Here is a 19,359-nt window from a genome sequence, read left to right as displayed (position 1 = left end):
TTATCCGGCCAGAGCCAGCACCGCGCGGGCTGTCGTCTCTTCCGTCACCAGGCCATTGATACGGCGACCTTTCAGTGCGGCATAAATCGCATCGGCTTTCTCTTCACCTCCGGCCACGCCAACGATGGTGGGCAACTGCGCCAGTTCATCGAGCGTGACGCCCAGTAATTCTTTATGGATCTCCAGCTCCTCGACGCATTCCCCTTCGGCATTCAGGAAGTACCCAAGAATGTCTCCCACCGCCCCTTTACGGGCATACATCAGCTGTTCACCTTCACTGATATAGCCGGAGCGCAAGATCGTCGCGTCGCGGCGCTGGTTCACGGAACCAATCCCCACCACTGCGACATCGGCCGCCTTCGCGGCGAGGATCACGTCCCGCACGCTGGTTTCGCGTTTTAAGATCCCGGCTACTTCGGCAGACGAAACGCGAAGCGGGGCAGGGATCATACTGACGCTACAGGCCGCATCGAGCTGGCCGATGCCGGTCATATACGGTCCTACACCGCCGGAGAGCGTCACCAGGCGGATCTGCTGCGAGCTAATAAAACCGCTTAAGTGCTGCAGGCTGCTCATGGTAGTTTCACCAAATCCCACCGCTAAAAGCTGTCCGGGTTCCAGCACGCCCATCAGTGACTGCGCGGCGCCAATGCCCAGTCGGACGTTCATTGGCGGAGTATTCAGGGCGGGCATCACGCGCACCAGCTTGAGCCCAAAACGCTGCTGCAATTCGGTTTCCAGCGCCAGACAGCCCTCATAACGAGAGTTGATCTGCACGCGGATCACTCCGGACTGGCGGCCCTTTTCCAGCAGGCGCGAGATCTTCAGACGCGGCAATCCGAGCCGTTCGCCAATATCGTTCTGGGTCAATCCATCGTGGTAGTAACACCATGCCACGCGAGCCACCAGTTCCTCTTCCGCCAGTGCCAGCCCGGCAAACCGACCGTCTTCCGCAGTGCGTTTATCGCTCATAATTGAACTCTTATAAAAATTTAGATCATATGTTCGTGATGACGCGGGTGGAAAGTGTGAGCCGCGCGGCAAAACGGATCTTTTAGTTTGTTTCTGGTTTATCTGGATCTTAATCAATAAAACTGTGATCCCTGCACGGTTGTAAATATAGTTCACCGTCTACGCTTTTGAACATTATTAAATCTAAAAATCATTTGTTCAATAGCGGGGCGATGATGACCTTACTTCTCGAAGCGCGTGATATCTGCAAGCAATTCTCCGGCGTGCCGGTCTTAAAAGGCATTGATTTCACGCTGTTTGCGGGTCAGGTGCATGCGCTGATGGGCGGTAATGGCGCGGGGAAATCGACGCTGATGAAGATCATTGCCGGAGTGGAGACGCCGGACAGCGGTGAACTTTCGGTATCCGGACAGTCATTTGCGCGGCTTACCCCAGCGCAGGCACACAAGCTCGGCATTTATCTGGTGCCGCAGGAACCATTGTTGTTTCCCAACCTGACGGTGCGGGAAAACATCCTTTTTCGCCTGCCGCGTGAACGCGAGCTGGATAAACGCCTGGCGGAGAAACTTCACCAGTTGCAGTGCCAGCTTAATCTGGATGCCACTGCCAGCACCCTGGAAGTGGCGGATCAACAGATGGTGGAGATCCTCCGCGGGCTGATGCGCAACGCGACGATCCTGATCCTCGACGAACCTACGGCTTCACTCACGCCGGGGGAAACCGAACGGCTGTTCCGTCAGATCCGCGCCCTGCAGGATCTCGGCGTTGGCATTGTCTTTATCTCGCATAAATTGCCGGAAATCCGCACGCTTTCGAGCCACGTCTCGGTAATGCGCGACGGCGCAGTGGTACTCAGCGGCGAAACCGCGCAGTTCGACGATAACGCCCTGATTGCGGCCATGACGCCGGTGAGCCGGGAAAAAGGTTTAAGCGATGCACAAAAATTGTGGCTGGCCCTGCCGGGTAACCGCCGCACCCAGCCGCAGGATTTCCCGGTGTTGCGCGTGGAAGAGCTCACCGGGGAAGGTTTTATCGATCTGAGTCTGGAGATTTACGCGGGTGAGATCGTCGGTCTTGCCGGGCTGGTGGGGTCCGGACGCACCGAGTTAGCCGAAACCCTCTACGGCTTGCGTTCTGTGCGCGGCGGCCGCGTCTGGCTCGAAAATCAGGAGATCACCGACGATCCGGTATTTTCACGGCTCGATAAAGGTCTGGTTTATCTGCCGGAAGATCGGCAGGTTTCCGGCTTATTTCTGGATGCGCCTGTCCGCTGGAACACCGTAGCGCTGAATGAACCTTCCCTCTGGCAGCAGCGCAAGCGGGAATCTGCGGTGGTGGAGCGTTACCACCGGGCGCTGGGGATCAAGCTTAACCATGCGGAGCAAACCGTGCGCACACTCTCTGGTGGCAACCAGCAGAAGGTGCTGCTGGCGCGCTGTCTGGAGGCCAATCCGTTACTGCTGATTGTTGATGAACCGACGCGCGGTGTGGACGTCTCGGCGCGCGCCGATATCTATCAACTGCTCAAAAGCGTGGCGGCACAGAACGTGGCGGTGCTGATGATCTCAAGCGATCTCGATGAGTTTCCCGGGCTTGCTGACCGGGTGCTGGTGATGCACCAGGGCGTACTCAGCGGCGAATTGCCGCGCCACGCCGTCAGCCTCGACAGAATGATGGCGCTGGCGTTTGGAGGGCAATCATGAAGATCTTACTGAAAAACCGTGAACTGAGCGCCTTTCTGGCGATCCTCGCCCTGTTTGCTGTGCTGGTGGCGCTCAATCCTGCGTATTTCAGTTTGCAGACGCTGGGGATGATCTTCGCCAGCTCGCAAATTCTGATCCTGCTGGCACTCGGTGCCGCGCTGGTGATGCTGACCCGCAATATTGACGTCTCTGTGGGCTCGACTGTCGGGCTGTCTGCCATTGCCGTTGGCGTGGCACTGAACAGCGGCTACAGCCTGTCGGTATCCATGCTTTTTGCGTTATCGGTTGGCGCGCTGGCGGGGGCATTCAACGGTTTTCTGGTCGTGGGCCTGCGCATCCCGGCGATTGTCGCCACGCTTGGTACGCTGGGGCTGTATCGCGGGGCGATGCTGCTCTGGACGGGCGGGAAGTGGATTGAAGGGCTGCCGCCGCAGCTAAAATCTCTCTCTGAACCTGTCGCCTTCGGTCTATCGCCGCTCGGTATGGTGGTGCTGTTTTTCGCGGCGGCAGGGGCGTGGACGCTGTCGCGCACCGCCTTTGGTCGTGATTTTTATGCTGTAGGCGATAACCTGGCAGCCGCGCGCCAGCTGGGTGTGGCGGTGAATCGCACGCGGATGATCGCCTTCACGCTGAACGGCATGTTGGCGGCCTGCGCCGGGATTGTCTTTGCCGCGCAGATCGGTTTTGTGCCGAACCAGACCGGAAGCGGGCTGGAGATGAAAGCTATCGCCGCCTGCGTGCTCGGCGGTATTTCGCTTTTGGGTGGCACGGGCACGCTAATTGGCGCGTTACTCGGCGCTTTCTTCCTGACGCAAATCGACACTGTGCTGGTGTTGTTTAAGCTCCCGGCCTGGTGGAACGACTTTATTGCTGGGCTGGTGTTACTTGGCGTGCTGGTGCTCGACGGACGTCTGCGCCAGGCACTGGCGCGTCATCAGCGGGTGCTGAAGTACAGCCGTTTCCAGCCGGGAAACAAAGGGGGAAAGCACGTCACCCCGTTTCCGAAACGCAAAAAAGAGGTGGCGTAAATGAAGCTTAACTGGGAAAGCACGCTGCTGATTTTACTGGTGCTGGAGATCCTGCTCTTTGGTGCCATCAACCCCCGTATGCTGGATATCAATATGTTGCTGTTCAGCACCAGCGATTTCATCTGCATTGGTATTGTGGCACTGCCGCTGACGCTGGTGATTATCAGTGGCGGGATCGATATCTCCCTCGGCTCGACCATTGGCCTGTGCGCCATCGCACTGGGAGTGATGATGCAGTCGGGGTGGCCGATGGCGGTGGCAATTCCGCTGACCTTACTGCTCGGCCTGCTGTGCGGTTTATTCAACGCTGCGCTTATCCACTACACCGGCATTAGCCCACTGGTGATCACCCTCGGCACGCTCTACCTCTACGGTGGCGGGGCGCTCTTGCTCTCCGGAATGGCGGGGGCGACGGGCTATGAGGGCATTGGTGGCTTCCCGGACAGCTTTACCGCGTTCGCCAACCTCACGCTTTTCGGCTTACCGGTTCCGCTGGTGCTCTTCGCGGCGATCACCGTTTTCTTCTGGCTGATTACCCATCGCGGACGCTTTGGCCGTCATCTGTTTCTGATTGGGCAAAACCCACGTGCAGCACGCTATGCGGCGCTGTCGGTCAACGGCATGCCGTACGCGCTGTATGGCCTGGTCGGTGTGGCCTCGGCGATTGCCGCGCTGGTGATGGTCTCCTATTTCGGTTCCGCGCGCTCGGATTTAGGGCGCGATTTACTGATGCCTGCGCTGACCGCCGCTGTACTTGGCGGGGCCAATATCTACGGCGGTTCAGGCTCGGTAATCGGTACTGCACTGGCGGCACTGCTGGTGGGGTATCTGCAACAGGGTTTACAGATGGTCGGCATCCCCAACCAGGTGTCGAGCGCGCTGTCAGGGGCGCTGTTGGTTGTGGTGGTGATGGGACGTTCGTTGAGTCTGCACCGTGAATGGGTGCGATCTCTCTTCACAAAACTACCCGGAGCGTAAGATGAAAACAAAACTGATAGTCCTGGCGATGGCCCTTAGCATCGCATCAGCGCAGGCGGCGGACCGCATTGCCTTTATCCCGAAACTGGTGGGCGTGGGTTTCTTTACCAGCGGCGGCAACGGTGCAAAAGAGGCGGGAAAAGATCTGGGTGTGGACGTCACCTACGATGGCCCGACCGAGCCAAGCGTCTCCGGCCAGGTGCAGCTCATCAATAACTTCGTTAACCAGGGCTATAACGCGATTATCGTCTCCGCCGTGTCACCGGATGGCCTCTGTCCGGCGCTGAAGCGCGCGATGCAGCGCGGCGTAAAAGTCCTGACCTGGGACTCCGACACCAAACCGGAGTGCCGCAGCATTTACATCAACCAGGGAACGCCGGAACAGCTTGGTGGCCTGCTGGTGGAGATGGCATCGAAGCAAGTGACGAAACCGAATGCCAAAGTGGCGTTCTTCTACTCCAGCCCCACCGTCACCGACCAGAACCAGTGGGTGAAAGAGGCGAAAGCCAAAATCGAGAAAGATCATCCTCAGTGGCAGATCGTCACCACGCAGTTTGGCTATAACGATGCCACCAAATCCCTGCAAACCGCAGAGGGGATCTTAAAAGCGTATCCGGATCTGGATGCGATCATCGCCCCGGATGCCAACGCGTTGCCTGCGGCAGCGCAGGCGGCGGAAAACCTCAAGCGGGAAGGGGTGGCGATTGTTGGTTTTAGTACGCCGAACGTGATGCGTCCGTACGTTGAGCGCGGCACGGTGAAAGCCTTCGGTCTGTGGGATGTCGTGCAACAAGGGAAAATTGCGGTCAATGTCGCCGATCGTTTACTGAAAAAAGGCGATCTTAACGTTGGCGATAGCGTGGATGTAAAAAATATCGGGGCGCTGAAGGTCGAGCCAAACAGCGTGCAGGGCTACCAGTATGAAGCGAAGGGCAACGGCATTGTGCTGCTGCCGGAGCGTGTGGTGTTCACCAAAGAGAACATCAATAAATATGATTTCTGACGGGGGAGCAAATGGCTGATTTAGACGACATCAAAGACGGTAAAGATTTTGGCATTGGCACACCGCAGCAGAACGTGCCGTTCACCCTGAAAGGCTGCGGTTCGCTGGACTGGGGCATGCAGTCCAGGCTGGCGCGCATCTTCAACCCGAAAAGCAACCGCACGGTGATGCTGGCCTTTGATCACGGCTATTTCCAGGGGCCGACCACCGGTCTTGAGCGTATCGATCTTTCGATTGCCCCGCTGTTTGGTGAAACCGACGTGCTGATGTGCACCCGCGGTATCTTGCGGAGCACCGTACCTGCCGCGACGAACAAACCGGTGGTGCTGCGCGCCTCCGGCGGTAACTCGATTCTGGGTGAGCTCTCCAACGAGTGCGTGGCGGTAGCGATGGAAGATGCGCTGCGCCTGAACGTCTGCGCGGTGGCGGCGCAGGTGTACATCGGCAGCGAGTTTGAGCATCAGTCGATCAACAACATCATCAAGCTTGTCGATGCGGGTGCGCGCTACGGCATGCCGACGCTAGCAGTGACGGGTGTCGGCAAGGAGATGGCACGCGACGCGCGTTATTTCTCGCTCGCCAGCCGTATCGCTGCCGAAATGGGGGCGCAGTTCGTCAAAACCTATTATGTGGATGAAGGCTTTGAAAAAGTGACCGCCAGCTGTCCGGTGCCAATTGTCATCGCCGGAGGCAAAAAGCTGCCAGAGCATGAGGCGCTGGAGATGTGCTGGCGGGCTATCGACCAGGGCGCATCCGGTGTGGATATGGGGCGCAATATCTTCCAGTCCAGCGCGCCGCTGGCGATGCTGAAAGCGGTGAAGAAAGTGGTTCATGAGAACATGAGCGCGCGGGACGCGTTCCAGTTCTGGCAGGAAGAGAAACAGGGAGAAGCGAAATGAACGTGACGTTAGTGGAGATCAACATCAAACCTGAACGGGTGGATGAGTTTCTGGAGGTATTTCGCGCCAACCACGAAGGGGCGATCCAGGAGCCGGGAAACCTGCGTTTTGACGTGTTGCAGGATCCAAGGGTGAAAACCCGGTTCTTTATCTACGAAGCTTACAAGGACGAAGAGGCGGTGTTGGCGCATAAGCAAACGCCGCATTATCTGGCGTGCGTGGATAAGCTCGAGGAGTTGATGTCAGAGCCGCGCAAAAAACGCAGTTTTGTGGGGTTGTTACCGGAGTAAAAAAAGGCAGGAAGGGCAGGCCGGGTAAGCGCTAGCGCCACCCGGCGTTTTCAGGCCAGTTCTAGATCCGCAAGTATCCCGGCTAGCGCTTCGCGCGGCTCACCCTGAATCGCCTGCAGCGGGAATGGTAGCGCAGGCGCTTTTACTTTCCCCATCATCTCGGCCGCTGCCGCGACCACCCGCAAACTGCCGTAACGGCGAAACAGTGCCCAAAGTGGCTCCAGCCGCTCGGATTGCGCTGTCTCCTTTGTTCGCGCAATCGTCAGCGCCACCTGTGGGAACAACCCACCGATGACCGAATACCAGACGTCATACCCGGCCTGCAGGGCGGATGCTGCCCGCCAGTCGCCGGCGATGCCCAGCGTGACGGTATCAGGAAGACGAGCGCGTACCTGCGACAGGTCCTCTGGCACGCGGCCAAGCTTAATGGACCCTATATTCGGCAGGGCCGCAGTGGCAAATAACAATTCATCGCTAAACGCAAAGCCGGTCGTGGCGGGATTATCGTATATGCACAGCGGTACGGAGAGCCGGCGAGTCACCGTTTCATAGAGATTAAACACTTCATCTTCCGTTAATCGCTGGTACGACACGGGGGCCATCAGCACGCCGGATACACCTGCCGTTTGCGCGTCGTCAGCCAGACGCAGAATATCATCCAGCCGTAGTGCGCCGATGCTGACGATGACCGGAATGTCATCAGCATGCTCCACCGCGCAGCGTGTGATCCGGCCGCGCTCTTCAACAGTCAGATAGGCATAACTTCCCGTTGAGCCAAGAATGCCCAGTGAATCTACGCCGGCGTCGACCACCGGGCGCAGAAGATTGATGAATGACTGCTCGTCAAACATCCCATTTTTCAGGGGGGTTAACGAAAAAGCGCTTAATCCGTGAAACATCGTGTTGTCCTCTTACAGCGTCAGCAGTTGAACCTGAGCCGTGGCTCCCGGCATCAGCCGCTGCAGGTTGTTGACCAGCACCCCTCCTGCCTCTTCCAGTGCCGCAACCGGCATCGACGGCAGGCTTTCAAGAATAAACCACATGGATTGCGCCTGACTGTCCAGACGGGTACGCACTCCCTGTCGCCAGTTCCAGCGGCGGCAGGTGACGCCGAGATCGTCGCGCCAGATGATTTCACCAGCATCCGGATATTCCACCACCGGCTGGCCCTCTTTCAGGGTATCGAAGGGTTCATGACCTTCGGCGAGGGTCAGACGTGGTGCACCGGTATAGGCCGCGAGATTTTCCCCACCCACCGGAATGGCATAGCGAATGCTCACCGCGTTATAGATATCCACAACAGGATCCAACGACGGCAGCGAACCGTCTTTCAGTACCCGCTTGCGAAGGGCAGAGGCCGAGCAGGGTGTGCGTTTCGGTTTCGCGCCGAACGCTTTAAACACCTCATCCCAGTCCGAAAGGTGTGCATCTGCCCACGGCGCATCATCATTCAACATCTGCTGGCAGGCCTGTGCCAGCGTGGTGGTTGCAACCTCCAGGTGGGTAATCGGCGCAGCTTCAACCAGAATACTCAGCGCCCGAAAGCCTGGGGCAATTCCGGCCAGTCGCGAATCTATTGACGGCTTCACGAGAGACATAAATAATCCTGTATTGACTGTTTTATACCATGGTAGTGACCAATGACTGATAAAGTCAATATAATGACTGATTCGGGGGCCGATATTGCCCAGGTAAGCCTGGCTGTGGCGAACCGTATGCGCAACTGGCGCAAAGAGAAAAAGCTGTCGCTGGATGAGCTGTCCCGCCGTGCCAGCGTCAGCAAAGGGATGCTGGTGGAGATTGAGAAAGGGGCAGCCAACCCCAGCATTGCCATTCTGTGCAAGCTGGCCGCCGCGCTGGGCATCTCGGTGGCGGATATCGTTAACGTCTCCAGCGAACCGTTAGTGCACGTTATTGAAGAAGCAGCGATCCCGGTGCTGTGGCAAGGCGCTCGGGGCGGTTTTGCCAGATTACTGGCCGGTACCGCGGGCCCGGACATGATAGAACTCTGGCAGTGGGAAATGCATCCGGGGGAGCGTTTTACCTCTCAGGGACACGCGGCAGGGACATTCGAGTTATTGCACGTGGATGAGGGGGTATTAACCCTGACGGTAGACGAGACGGTGACGCAGGTAAACCAGGGCGCATCGGCGGTGGCGAAAACGGAAGCAGCGCACGGCTATGCAAACGAAGGCGATACCGTGCTTCGCTTCACCATGACGGTGGCGGAGTTTCACCGATAAAAAGCAGCCGGGTAAGCGCTAGCGCCACCCGGCTTTGATTACGCCTCTTCCACGCTCACCCTCAGCGCTGCCAGCGCTTTACGCGCCGCTTTCAGCACCTGCTCGCACTGCTCAATGGTCAGCGTCAACGGTGGTTCAACACGGATGGTTTTCGAGTTGTTGAGCGTCCCGGCCACCAGTACCCGCTGGCGGAACATCTCGCTTGCGAAGCTATAACCGATTTCGTTATCAACAAACTCAATTGCCATCAGCATCCCTTTGCCGCGTGCGTCCTGAACCAGATCCGGGTATTCCCGTCCTAACTGGCGGAAGCCGTCCAGCAGCATGTCACCTTTCTGCTCCGCCTGAGCAGGCAGGTTTTGATCCAGCAGCACGTTGATGGTCGCCAGCGCCGCTGCACAGGCCAGCGGATTACCGCCAAAGGTTGTGGTGTGCAGGAAGGGGTTATCGAATAGCACCGAGAACACCTCTTCGGTGGCAACCGTCGCACCAATCGGCATCACGCCGCCACCGAGCGCTTTCGCCAGACATAGAATGTCCGGCTGAACGTTCTCATGCTCGCAGGCAAACATCTTGCCGGTACGCCCCATCCCGGTCTGGACTTCATCGAGGATCAGTAGTGCGCCAAACTCATCGCACAACTGACGCACGGCAGGCAGATAACCCTGCGGAGGGAGGATCACGCCGCCTTCACCCTGAATCGGCTCCAGGATCACCGCTGCCACGTCATCGCCGGTTTTACGGCATTCGCTCAGCACGGTGCGCATAGCGTTAATGTCACCAAACGGCACGTGGCGGAAGCCCGGCAACAGTGGCATAAACGGTTTACGGAAGGTGGATTTCGCGGTAGCAGACAGTGCGCCCAGAGATTTACCGTGGAACGCGCCGCTGGTGGCGATAAAGGTGAATTTCCCGCGCGGAGACTGGTACGCTTTGGCAAGTTTAATCGCCGCTTCGACCGATTCCGTGCCGCTGTTACTAAAGAAGCTGTATTTCAGTTTGCCGGGCGTTAAGGCTGCCAGCGTTTTCGCGAGCATGGCGCGAAGTGGGTCGAGCAGTTCCTGGCTATGGAGAGGTTGTTTCGCAAGTTGATTCTGTACGGCGGAAACCACAACTGGATTACGGTGCCCCACGTTGAAAATTCCAAAACCCCCCAGGCAATCGATAAACTCCTGTCCCTGGGTGTCGACAAGCGTGTTCAGACTCCCCGCTTGCCACTCTACGGCTCCGTAATCCCCGCCGGCGGTAACAGATTTGCGATACTCCAGAAAACCTGGATTGACGTGCTCTTTAAAGTAATCGATGACCTCTCGGTTAAGTTGTTTCATCTCCTCATGATCAAGCGTTCGCTTCTCAATGAGATTCAATGCGTGCGCGGTACAGGCAAGAGCCGAGGCGCTGGAAGGTAACCTGTTCAAAATGTGCTCCCGGGGATCGCGTATCACATGATACTGCGTTAAGTATTGCAGGGATTACGCCACTTCAGTTGACTTAACGAAAATCGGGATAAACACCAGGTTAAAATTATGTTGCACAATATTTAATCATGCCGATGCAACCGAAACGGGATTTCGCTATCCAGGGCTGCGAGCTTAAAAAGAGGCGGAAAAAGGCAATTGCACTAAAGTGGGGCATTCTCTGCTACTTAAGTGGGCGTTAACACGTCATGCTTTGCAGGTAATTTCTTTGCGAAAGTATTTGAAATCAACGAATTATAAAATCTCACAAAAAGTGCGGTTTAAGTGAAATCTGCGATCTCTATCAAGTTTAACAACTAAAGATAAATTGTTTACCGCCGAAAAAACATAAATCCACAAAATTAACATTCAAATAACCTGCAAGGGATGCTCACGATGTCTTCTCCTATCTATGTCAGCCAGAATGAATATCCTCTGGATGATGACACCACCTTAATGTCTACCACAGACATCCATAGCTACATTACACACGCTAACGACACGTTTGTGCAGGTGAGCGGCTACGAGCTCGACGCGCTGACAGGCCAGCCGCACAACATGGTGCGCCACCCGGATATGCCAAAGGCGGCATTTGCCGATATGTGGTACACCCTGCAACAGGGCGAGCCGTGGAGCGGGATTGTCAAAAACCGACGTAAAAACGGCGACCACTACTGGGTTCGCGCTAACGCAGTGCCGATGGTGCGTCACGGGCAGGTGACGGGCTATATGTCCATCCGCACCAGAGCCACGGAACAAGAGATTGCCACCGTGGAGCCTCTCTACCGGGCGCTGAATGACGGAAGCTGTAAGAAACGTATTCATAAAGGGCTGGTAGTACGTAAAGGCTGGTTGGGGAAACTCCCGGCAATGCCGCTGCGCTGGCGTGTTCGCAGCGTGATGGCGGTGCTTTTTGCTGTGCTCGCGGCCACGCTGGTCACGACTTCCGCAGGCTGGGTACCGCTCGCGGCGGCTGCGGCGGTGATGCTGCTGGGAACACTGATGTTTGAGCAGCAGATTGTCCGTCCGGTAGAGAATGTGGCACGTCAGGCGTTGAAAGTTGCGACCGGTGAGCGCAACAGCGTGCAGCACCTGAACCGCAGCGACGAACTGGGGCTGACCTTGCGTGCGGTAGGACAACTGGGGCTGATGTGCCGCTGGTTAATCAATGATGTATCAAGCCAGGTGGTGAGCGTACGCGACGGTAGCGACAAGCTTGCGCAGGGTAATGAAGATTTGAACGATCGCACGCGCCAGACTGTAGCGAATGTGCAGCAGACCGTCGCGACAATGAACCAGATGGCTGCTTCTGTTCAGAGTAATTCTGAAACCGCCGCTGAAGTGGACAAACTCTCCGTGGCCGCAAGCAGTGCGGCAACGAAGGGGGGGAATGCGATGCAGACCGTGGTGAAAACCATGGATGATATCGCCGACAGTACGCAGCGCATTGGTTCGATTACCTCTTTGATTAATGACATCGCTTTCCAGACTAATATTCTGGCGCTCAACGCGGCAGTTGAAGCAGCAAGAGCGGGTGAACAGGGCAAAGGTTTTGCTGTGGTCGCGGGCGAAGTTCGCCATCTCGCCAGCCGCAGCGCCAGTGCGGCTAATGATATTCGTAAGCTCATTGATGCCAGCGCCAGCAAGGTGCAGTCCGGCTCGGAACAGGTTCACGCCGCAGGCCGTACAATGGATGACATCGTTGAGCAGGTGAAAAACGTCACCCAGCTTATCGCCCAGATTAGCCACGCGACCTCCGAGCAGGCAACTGGATTGTCTGAGTTAACCCGTTCCGTGGCAGAACTCGACAGCATCACGCAGAAAAACGCCGACCTGGTCGAGGAGAGTGCGCACATTTCCGCCATGGTGAAACACCGCGCCGGACGTCTTAAGGATGCGGTGACGGTTCTCCATTGAGTGAGTCATGTTCCAGAAAAGCCGTTTATTCCTTACGGGGTAAACGGCTTTATTATTTGAGGTTGTAATTATTGATGTGTTTTATTGTTAATTTAATATTAAATAACTAAAAAAATTACCTCAGTTATTTATTCCTGCCTAAGCCAATTTTCCACGATGCTATTTTGAAAAAACCTCATCCGATGGTTGAGTAACGATCAATGAGGCAATATTAATAGTCTCTACCTATCCATTGTGATGGTTATGAAATAAAAAAACGATCAAAGTCATAAAGTTAGCGAATTCGTTACCGATAACAGCGATCGTCTGAGAAATAATCATATCGATGGAGAAAATATGTTCTTACATGACGTAAAGATCGGCACGAAATTATTTCTGGCATTTGGACTATTAATTGTCCTGATGGTAGTGAGTGCGAGTTTGTCCTTGCTGAGCCTGAACCGGGCCAATAACGGGATGCAATCTATCATTACCAGTGACTATCCTACGACGGTAAAAGCGAACCAGTTAATCGACAACTTCCAGGAATTTATTAGCACTCAGCAGCTCATGTTGCTGGATGATCAGGGAACCTATACGGCGCAATCGCAACAGCGTCTGAAGGAGATCAGTGGGAATATCACCGTGATCCTGGGTGAGCTGAACAACGCGCTGCATGATGCAAAATCACAGCAGGCACTGGCGGATATCCGCGGTGTGCGTCAGCAGTATCTGGACTCGCGTTACCGTATTTTACAGGCAGTGCAGAATAACGATCGCGCGGGTGCTATCAGGGAGATGATGACCACGACCCTTAACCTGCAGCAGGAGTACAAAGCGAAGGTGCAGGCGCTGATTGCCATTCAGAACACCGAAATGCAGGACGCAGGCGCGCAGGTGGAGGGAGATTTCAGAACCAACCGCCTTCTGCTGATCCTGATTACCCTTTTCAGCGTCGCGGCAGGCAGCCTGATTGGCTGGTTTATCGTACGCTCGATTACCCGTCCTCTGGGCCAGGCCGTGACTTTTGCTGAAGCCATCGCCGAGGGTGACCTGACCGGCAGTATCACGCCGCACGGTAAAGACGAAACGGGTCTGCTGCTGCATGCGCTGATGGAGATGAAAACACGCCTGATGGACATTGTGCAGCAGGTGCAGACTGGCTCGGAGAATATCTCCAGCGCTGCCGCGCAGATTGTCGCCGGTAACCAGGATCTTGCCGCGCGTACGGAAGAGCAGGCAAGTTCTGTTGAACAGACCGCCGCCTCCATGGAGCAGATTACCGCTACGGTGAAAAACACCGCCTCGCATACCGGTGAGGCGACCACCCTCTCAGCAGATGCCGCCACGGTGGTTAAAAACAACGGCGAGATGATGAAGCAGGTGACCAGTAAAATGCGCCTGATTAACGAGACCTCGAACCGGATGTCCGACATTATCGACCTGATCGATGCCATTGCTTTCCAGACCAACATCCTGGCGTTGAACGCGGCAGTGGAAGCGGCGCGTGCGGGTGAACATGGCCGTGGCTTTGCGGTTGTGGCGGGTGAAGTGCGTCAGCTTGCTCAGAAAAGTGCATCATCTGCCAGTGAAATCCGCGAGCTGATTGAGAGCTCCACCAGCCAGACCCAGGACGGGATGAACCTGGTCGAAAAAGCGAGTGGGCTGATCAACGGGATGGTCGGTAACGTGGAAGAGATGGATGTTATTCTGCGTGAGATCCGCCAGGCCAGCCACGAACAGACAGAAGGTATCTCGCAGATCAACAGCGCGATTGGCCTGATTGATGCCACCACCCAGCAAAACTCTGCGCTGGTGGAGGAGTCTGTCGCGGCGGCGGCATCCCTTAACGAACAGGCGATGCACCTGAAAGAGCTGGTACGCGTCTTCCGCGTGAGCGAGTACGCACCGGCTTAATCCAGTTGGGAGATCTCCAGCGCTGCGCGGTCGATTATGCCGATGATCTGCTTAAGCTGCGCATCGCTGAGCTCTCCCTGATTGACCTTCAGGTCTAATACCGCTTTGAAGTTATCCAGCGCCCGCTTCATCTGTGGGTTTCTTCGCAACTGGAAACCGACGGAACGCGCTTTGATACGCGCCTGTATCTGCGCCAGCTGTTCCTGATTTTCATCCAGCCACTGCTGACCCGCCACGGTAATCGTAATGCTCTTACGGCCGTTTTCTTCTTCCGTAATGGTGATAAAGGCCTGATCCTGTAGATAATCCAGAGTCGGGTAGATTACGCCCGGGCTTGGGGTGTAATTCCCCTGAGTCATGTTTTCGATCTCTTTGATCAACTCGTAGCCGTGGCTCGCATTGCGCGTCAGGATATCCAGAATCACCAGACGCAGATCGCCGTGGCCAAAAAAGCGCGGTCGACGTCCGCCGCCATCGTGTTCGTGTCGCATACTGTGCCCTTCGTTTTGATATATCTAAACTATATCTAAGATATATTCAGATGCAATCTAAAAGATCTTGCATTCTTGCTGATTAGCAATCATTATCATTTAAAATTGATTTAGATATATCGTATTCACCTGAGAAGGGTCTAAAAATGACATCTACCCGTTACCCACAACGTGTTCGTAATGACCTGCGTTTTCGCGAGCTGACGGTGCTCCGCGCTGAGCGCGTAAGCGCGGGTTTCCAGCGCATTGTTTTAGGCGGCGAGGCGCTGGAGGGCTTTAGCTCCCATGGCTTTGATGACCACACCAAAGTCTTTTTCCCGGCTCCAGGGACGACGTTTGTGCCTCCGGTAGTCACCGATGACGGCATTGACTGGGGTGACGGTGTGCGTCCACAGGCGCGCGACTATACGCCACTGTACGATGCGGTAAATCATGAGCTGGTGCTCGATTTCTTCGTTCATGACGGCGGTATTGCCAGCCACTGGGCGGTCGAGGCGAAGGCGGGAGATAAACTGACGATCGGCGGTCCACGCGGTTCGCTGGTGGTACCGGAAGATTACGCCTGGCAGTTGTATGTCTGCGATGAGTCCGGCATGCCCGCGCTGCGCCGTCGTTTAGAAGGCATCGCAAAACTGCCTGTTCGCCCGGAAGTTCATGCAGTGGTGACGGTTGGGGATGAATCGTATAAGGATTATCTGGCACACCTGAGCACGTTTAACATCACCTGGATTGTTGGTCATAGCGAGCAGGCGGTGGCGGACCATCTGGCGACGTTAACCGTCCCGGCGGAAGATTACTTTATCTGGCTGACCGGTGAAGGGAAGGTGGTCAAAAGCCTGAGCCGCCAGTTTGAAACCGAAACGATTGCTCCGCAGCTGGTGCGTGCCAGCGCTTACTGGCACGCCAAATAATCAGGCTGCGGAATCCAGTTGCGCTTCGCTCACCTGATGTTCGAGCGAGGCGCGAACTTCGTGCAGCGCTTTCTCCTGCTGAGCGAAGTAGGCTTCCATATTGCTCAGCGACGACACCAGAAGCCAGGACTCCTCTTTCTCCAGCTCCGCCAGCTCGTTCACTAAAATGTCGATTTGCTCGCGGACCTGCGCCATTTTTTTGCGGATACGTTCCAGATCGTTCAGCCTGTCGCTGGCCATCAGCGGTTCGAAGCCTTGCTGCAGGCGCGCCACCAGAGAGCGTATGGCTTTGACGTCGCCACGCTGTTTGGCCTGGTTGAGCTGCACCATCATCGCGTTGGCTTCTTCTTTCAGATCGTCGGCCACCAGATCCGGGTGGCAAAGCTTGCTCGCCTGGCGCCAGAGGCGCTTCAGCTCGTTCTGATCTTCTTCCGAGAGATCCTTACCTTTACGCAGACGCACTTCGGCATCGTGGTGCTGCTCGCGGTATTTCTCGTACTCTTCGTTGGCTTCATCGCGCGCCTGACGCGCAGGCTCCTCTTCGCGTGTTAAGCCGCTCTCCAGCTCCAGCGCCTCGGCCAGCAGGTTGGCAATCAGGTTACTTTGCTGCTGCAAATGTTTGCGCGCTTCAGCGGCTTGCACGGAATCGGCAGGCAGTTCGCGCCAGCGCTGGGTAAGCGCTGCCAGTACTTCTACAGCCTGTGCCATGTATTGCTGGCAGCGACGGTAATCTTCCTCACGACGACGCGCTTCCGCCTGCTGACGACGCAGGTTCAGTTCCGCCAGCGTTTTGCGCAGGGCGAGGATCTGCTGCATCAGCGGGCCGAGGCGGGAGAAATAAAGATCGTTGAACTCATCCAACTGCTGCACCCGCGCATTGCGGCGGTCTATCAGATCGCGCAGACGTTCTTCCAGCGCCTTCAGCTCCAGCTTGCTGGCCGCCACCTGCGGATCGCGCCACTGGGTAATTGCGCGTTGGCTCTGTAACCAGGCGGTAATGGCCGCAATGGCTGCGGTGTAGTTCTTCTGCTCAAGCGCCACGACGATTGCCTGTAGCTCATCGTCAAACGCTTCATTTTTCAGCCGGGTCAGCTGGCTCTGAATGATGTCGTCATCTTCCAGTTCAATGGCATTTTTAATGATTTCTAGCCGTTTGATCGGTGTGCTCATGATGCCTTTCGCTTTGGCGCTTAAGTATTTGAGTTAAGGGTAGTTGTTGTAAAAGCTACAGGAAATAATACACACGGATGATGATCGGCGCGATGGGGGATTTCTTTAGATTTGCAGTTTGTGAAGGAGGGGGAAGTGAGAGGCTTCGCGCAGCCCGTTGAAAGTCACACAACTTAATTCATTGAAATTACTACGCATTGTTAAAAAACGAGACCAGTCCCTACGTAAAATTACCAGGTAAAACCCGTAATCACCCGAATAGTTTGCCCGTGAAGGGCCATTTACTATCCCTCTCACTGACTGTTTTTCCTGACATCGGCGGACGATTGTTCGACGTGCGGAATATTTTTTCAACGGAGTAGAGATGAATATGAAAGCTATTTTAGCCGCCCTGCCGATCGCGATGATTCCGGCCACAGTTCTGGCAGCAAATACCGAAGAAGGGTATTACGGTTCCGCAAAATACCTGCAGATTGAACAGCGTGCGAAGGAGATGGATACCAGTGCACGTCCTGGAGTAGGGCGGTTTGTGGGCGGTAAAGAGAAAGAGCATTTCGGTGGCGCGGCGATTGCTGCGGGCTATCAGTTTGGTAATGGCTGGCGTACCGAGGGTGAATATACGTTCAGGCAAAAGGCCGAATACACCAGCGGCTCCAGTACCTTTGCCAACAGCTATAACCACCTGAAAACCGAAACTGAGCGCCTGATGGTCAATGTTTATCGTGATTATGAGCTGGGGTATGGCGTTTCCCTGTACGGTACGGCAGGTTTGGGTGTAAGCAAGATTAAAGCCAACGGCTGGCAGGGTAACTCGAGCCGCGAATATGCCTCTACCACGCAAAACAACCTGACCTATGCCTTAGGGGCTGGCGTGAGCTATACGCCGCTTGAACGCCTGTATGTCGACCTGGGCTACCGTTATATTGATATGGGCAAGATCGAAAGTGGGTATAACAACTTCACTAACGCGCGTGGTTTAAAAGACGAGCAGATGAAAGCGCACATCGTCTCTAATGAATTTACCCTTGGCATGCGTTATGTCTTTTAACCTGTTGTGACTGTCACTGCTTTAACACAGGCCAACACCGTGGGAATGCGGGGTTGGCTTTTTTATTGGGTGCGTGTGGCATATTGATTACCCGACCCAGATCAGAACCAACGATTATGTTTTACATAGAAATAGGTAACGATGATGATCCATGCCAAGGTAAGGATACCAAAATAGTCAGGGATGAAACGCGCGAATATATAAGCACCAGCAATGATAAGTGCTATAGGGATGTAATAAATATATGACTGCAGGAACCATAATATTGCTCGTTTCATCTTTTTAATAGCTCATATAAAGCGTCACCAATTATTTCCTCATTGTTCCCACCTGATTCAATTTGATAAATAATTTTTGTCATTTGTGGTTCAATAAGAAAGTAAAGCATCTCAAGATTTTGTTGGTACAAACTCTGATAATACGCTGAGTCTTGAAATTTGAGTTTGTTCGCAGCTAATGCTGCAACTTGTGCTTTCGAATAGATGATGGCCCCGTTAACATACATTGATGATAGTGAATTGACCATCCTGATATGCGATTCGTGGAAATCACCACTACTGATTATCAGCTTTGCAATAGTTAAGGAAAGCGCTAATTTGCTAGATTTTTCTGCGTACTCATAAGCCTTATCACCTAATTCCTTTTTAAGAAATGCAGCGAGATTATTACTTTTTTGCTCTCCGAGCCTTTTGAGAGTTTTCCGAAAGTAAATCTCGACCATATCAAGAGCAACATCGTTTCGATTATAAATTTCAGCAAGTGCCAATGCGAGACGGCGGTCTTCGTTTATTAGCTCGCGACAGGCATTACGGTAGTAATCGTCTGGTATCAAGCACGAGCCATAGTTGATCATTCGCTGTGTACCAAGCTTCAGATTTTCGATAGTGCTCATATTGGTGGCTTGTATTTCTCGCAATGCTTTGGTTAGTGCCAGGGCCAGGTTCCTTTCTGATTGCAACTTCATTTTTGCATAGCCGTCTGCCATTGTAATTTCCCTTGTTGTAACATTACCCTGTCAATAATTGATCATCATTGTCACAGGGGGCAAGAAAGATAATGAAAAAAAGCGGTAGAATATCAATTTATGTTTTGGTGGTGATTATTTTCTTTCTAACTATTCCGGAGATCGTTGTTCGTGTTCTAACACCGGAGCAGTTTGCGCGATTGAGTGATTTCACAAGCTTTGGTGGCCTGTTCAGTCATATCCTTTCTTTACTGATTTTCCTTGGACTGGCTTCTATTCTGCTGGGTGTGCTTGCCATTTTTGTAACGAAAAAAGTTTATCGGCATTTAATTCGTTACAAAAGCTAATCATGAAAACCTAACCCACAAGGGGAGTTGATGATGCATGAC

General features: G+C 54.6%; 19 protein-coding genes. 12 read left to right on the top strand and 7 right to left on the bottom strand.

Features of this window, described 5'->3' with window-relative positions; all coding sequences use genetic code 11:
* On the bottom strand, positions 1-972 hold the full coding sequence (gene lsrR / locus V6E55_RS12915) for a transcriptional regulator LsrR (RefSeq protein ID WP_316942997.1): 972 nt from the start codon (positions 970-972) through the stop codon (positions 1-3).
* A gap of 215 nt (positions 973-1,187) precedes the next feature.
* Here lsrR and lsrA point away from each other — a divergent pair, with 215 nt between their 5' ends.
* Genes lsrA through lsrG form a run of 6 tightly spaced genes read left to right on the top strand, consistent with a single transcriptional unit; the run spans position 1,188 to position 6,873 of the window.
* The gene (gene lsrA / locus V6E55_RS12910; protein WP_316943005.1) at positions 1,188-2,675 is read left to right on the top strand and encodes an autoinducer 2 ABC transporter ATP-binding protein LsrA; all 1,488 of its coding nucleotides are present in this window, start codon (positions 1,188-1,190) and stop codon (positions 2,673-2,675) included.
* Complete coding sequence (gene lsrC / locus V6E55_RS12905; protein WP_316942996.1) at positions 2,672-3,703, top strand: autoinducer 2 ABC transporter permease LsrC; 1,032 nt, start codon at positions 2,672-2,674, stop codon at positions 3,701-3,703. The genes lsrA and lsrC overlap by 4 nt, the downstream gene beginning before the upstream one ends.
* Positions 3,704-4,681: an autoinducer 2 ABC transporter permease LsrD gene (gene lsrD, locus V6E55_RS12900; protein ID WP_316942995.1), complete on the top strand. Its 978-nt coding sequence runs from the start codon at positions 3,704-3,706 to the stop codon at positions 4,679-4,681.
* Position 4,682: 1 nt separating this feature from the next.
* Positions 4,683-5,684, top strand: coding sequence for an autoinducer 2 ABC transporter substrate-binding protein LsrB (lsrB, locus tag V6E55_RS12895; RefSeq protein ID WP_028017117.1), 1,002 nt, complete (start codon positions 4,683-4,685; stop codon positions 5,682-5,684).
* 11 nt (positions 5,685-5,695) lie between these two features.
* Positions 5,696-6,583 (top strand): 3-hydroxy-5-phosphonooxypentane-2,4-dione thiolase, encoded by an 888-nt coding sequence (gene lsrF / locus V6E55_RS12890; RefSeq protein ID WP_028017118.1) that lies wholly within the window; start codon positions 5,696-5,698, stop codon positions 6,581-6,583.
* Positions 6,580-6,873 (top strand): (4S)-4-hydroxy-5-phosphonooxypentane-2,3-dione isomerase, encoded by a 294-nt coding sequence (lsrG, locus tag V6E55_RS12885; protein WP_008503162.1) that lies wholly within the window; start codon positions 6,580-6,582, stop codon positions 6,871-6,873. The genes lsrF and lsrG overlap by 4 nt, the downstream gene beginning before the upstream one ends.
* A gap of 50 nt (positions 6,874-6,923) precedes the next feature.
* On the opposite strand, the gene V6E55_RS12880 is transcribed toward lsrG, so the two are convergent.
* Complete coding sequence (locus V6E55_RS12880) at positions 6,924-7,772, bottom strand: dihydrodipicolinate synthase family protein (protein ID WP_129994924.1); 849 nt, start codon at positions 7,770-7,772, stop codon at positions 6,924-6,926.
* Positions 7,773-7,784: 12 nt separating this feature from the next.
* Entirely contained in the window at positions 7,785-8,471 is a 687-nt protein-coding gene (locus V6E55_RS12875; protein WP_316942994.1) for a B3/B4 domain-containing protein, read from the bottom strand.
* Positions 8,472-8,513: 42 nt separating this feature from the next.
* Here V6E55_RS12875 and V6E55_RS12870 point away from each other — a divergent pair, with 42 nt between their 5' ends.
* Positions 8,514-9,116: a helix-turn-helix domain-containing protein gene (locus V6E55_RS12870; protein WP_316942993.1), complete on the top strand. Its 603-nt coding sequence runs from the start codon at positions 8,514-8,516 to the stop codon at positions 9,114-9,116.
* A gap of 38 nt (positions 9,117-9,154) precedes the next feature.
* Here the strand turns inward: V6E55_RS12870 and ygjG are convergent, their stop codons facing one another.
* Positions 9,155-10,534 carry a putrescine aminotransferase gene (gene ygjG / locus V6E55_RS12865; protein ID WP_167587185.1) on the bottom strand — a complete coding sequence of 460 codons (1,380 nt, stop codon included), beginning with the start codon at positions 10,532-10,534 and terminating at the stop codon, positions 9,155-9,157.
* 435 nt (positions 10,535-10,969) lie between these two features.
* On the opposite strand from ygjG, the gene V6E55_RS12860 reads away from it, so the two are divergent.
* Positions 10,970-12,490 (top strand): methyl-accepting chemotaxis protein, encoded by a 1,521-nt coding sequence (locus V6E55_RS12860; protein ID WP_316942990.1) that lies wholly within the window; start codon positions 10,970-10,972, stop codon positions 12,488-12,490.
* A 336-nt stretch (positions 12,491-12,826) separates the two neighbouring features.
* On the top strand, positions 12,827-14,386 hold the full coding sequence (locus V6E55_RS12855; protein ID WP_316942988.1) for a methyl-accepting chemotaxis protein: 1,560 nt from the start codon (positions 12,827-12,829) through the stop codon (positions 14,384-14,386).
* Here V6E55_RS12855 and V6E55_RS12850 read toward each other — a convergent pair.
* Positions 14,383-14,877, bottom strand: a complete 495-nt coding sequence (locus V6E55_RS12850; protein ID WP_316942987.1) for a PadR family transcriptional regulator — start codon at positions 14,875-14,877, stop codon at positions 14,383-14,385. The two genes, V6E55_RS12855 and V6E55_RS12850, sit on opposite strands and share 4 nt — an antisense overlap.
* Before the next feature lie 146 nt (positions 14,878-15,023).
* Between V6E55_RS12850 and V6E55_RS12845 the strand changes: the two genes are divergently transcribed.
* Positions 15,024-15,788, top strand: a complete 765-nt coding sequence (locus tag V6E55_RS12845; protein ID WP_316942986.1) for a siderophore-interacting protein — start codon at positions 15,024-15,026, stop codon at positions 15,786-15,788.
* Here V6E55_RS12845 and V6E55_RS12840 read toward each other — a convergent pair whose 3' ends face one another.
* Positions 15,789-16,958, bottom strand: coding sequence for a DNA repair protein (locus tag V6E55_RS12840; RefSeq protein ID WP_316942985.1), 1,170 nt, complete (start codon positions 16,956-16,958; stop codon positions 15,789-15,791).
* Between the two features lie 364 nt (positions 16,959-17,322).
* Between V6E55_RS12840 and V6E55_RS12835 the strand changes: the two genes are divergently transcribed.
* A complete protein-coding gene (locus V6E55_RS12835; protein WP_316942984.1) occupies positions 17,323-18,006 on the top strand; it encodes an outer membrane protein in 684 nt (227 codons plus the stop codon).
* A 274-nt stretch (positions 18,007-18,280) separates the two neighbouring features.
* Here V6E55_RS12835 and V6E55_RS12830 read toward each other — a convergent pair whose 3' ends face one another.
* A complete protein-coding gene (locus V6E55_RS12830) occupies positions 18,281-18,991 on the bottom strand; it encodes a hypothetical protein (RefSeq protein WP_316942983.1) in 711 nt (236 codons plus the stop codon).
* A gap of 71 nt (positions 18,992-19,062) precedes the next feature.
* Between V6E55_RS12830 and V6E55_RS12825 the strand changes: the two genes are divergently transcribed.
* Positions 19,063-19,317 (top strand): hypothetical protein, encoded by a 255-nt coding sequence (locus V6E55_RS12825; protein ID WP_236920847.1) that lies wholly within the window; start codon positions 19,063-19,065, stop codon positions 19,315-19,317.
* The last annotated feature ends 42 nt before the right edge of the window (positions 19,318-19,359 follow it).

The organism is Enterobacter sp. 342 (genome assembly GCF_036663495.1).
GTDB lineage: Bacteria > Pseudomonadota > Gammaproteobacteria > Enterobacterales > Enterobacteriaceae > Enterobacter.
This window is presented reverse-complemented; position numbering and strand designations above follow the sequence as displayed.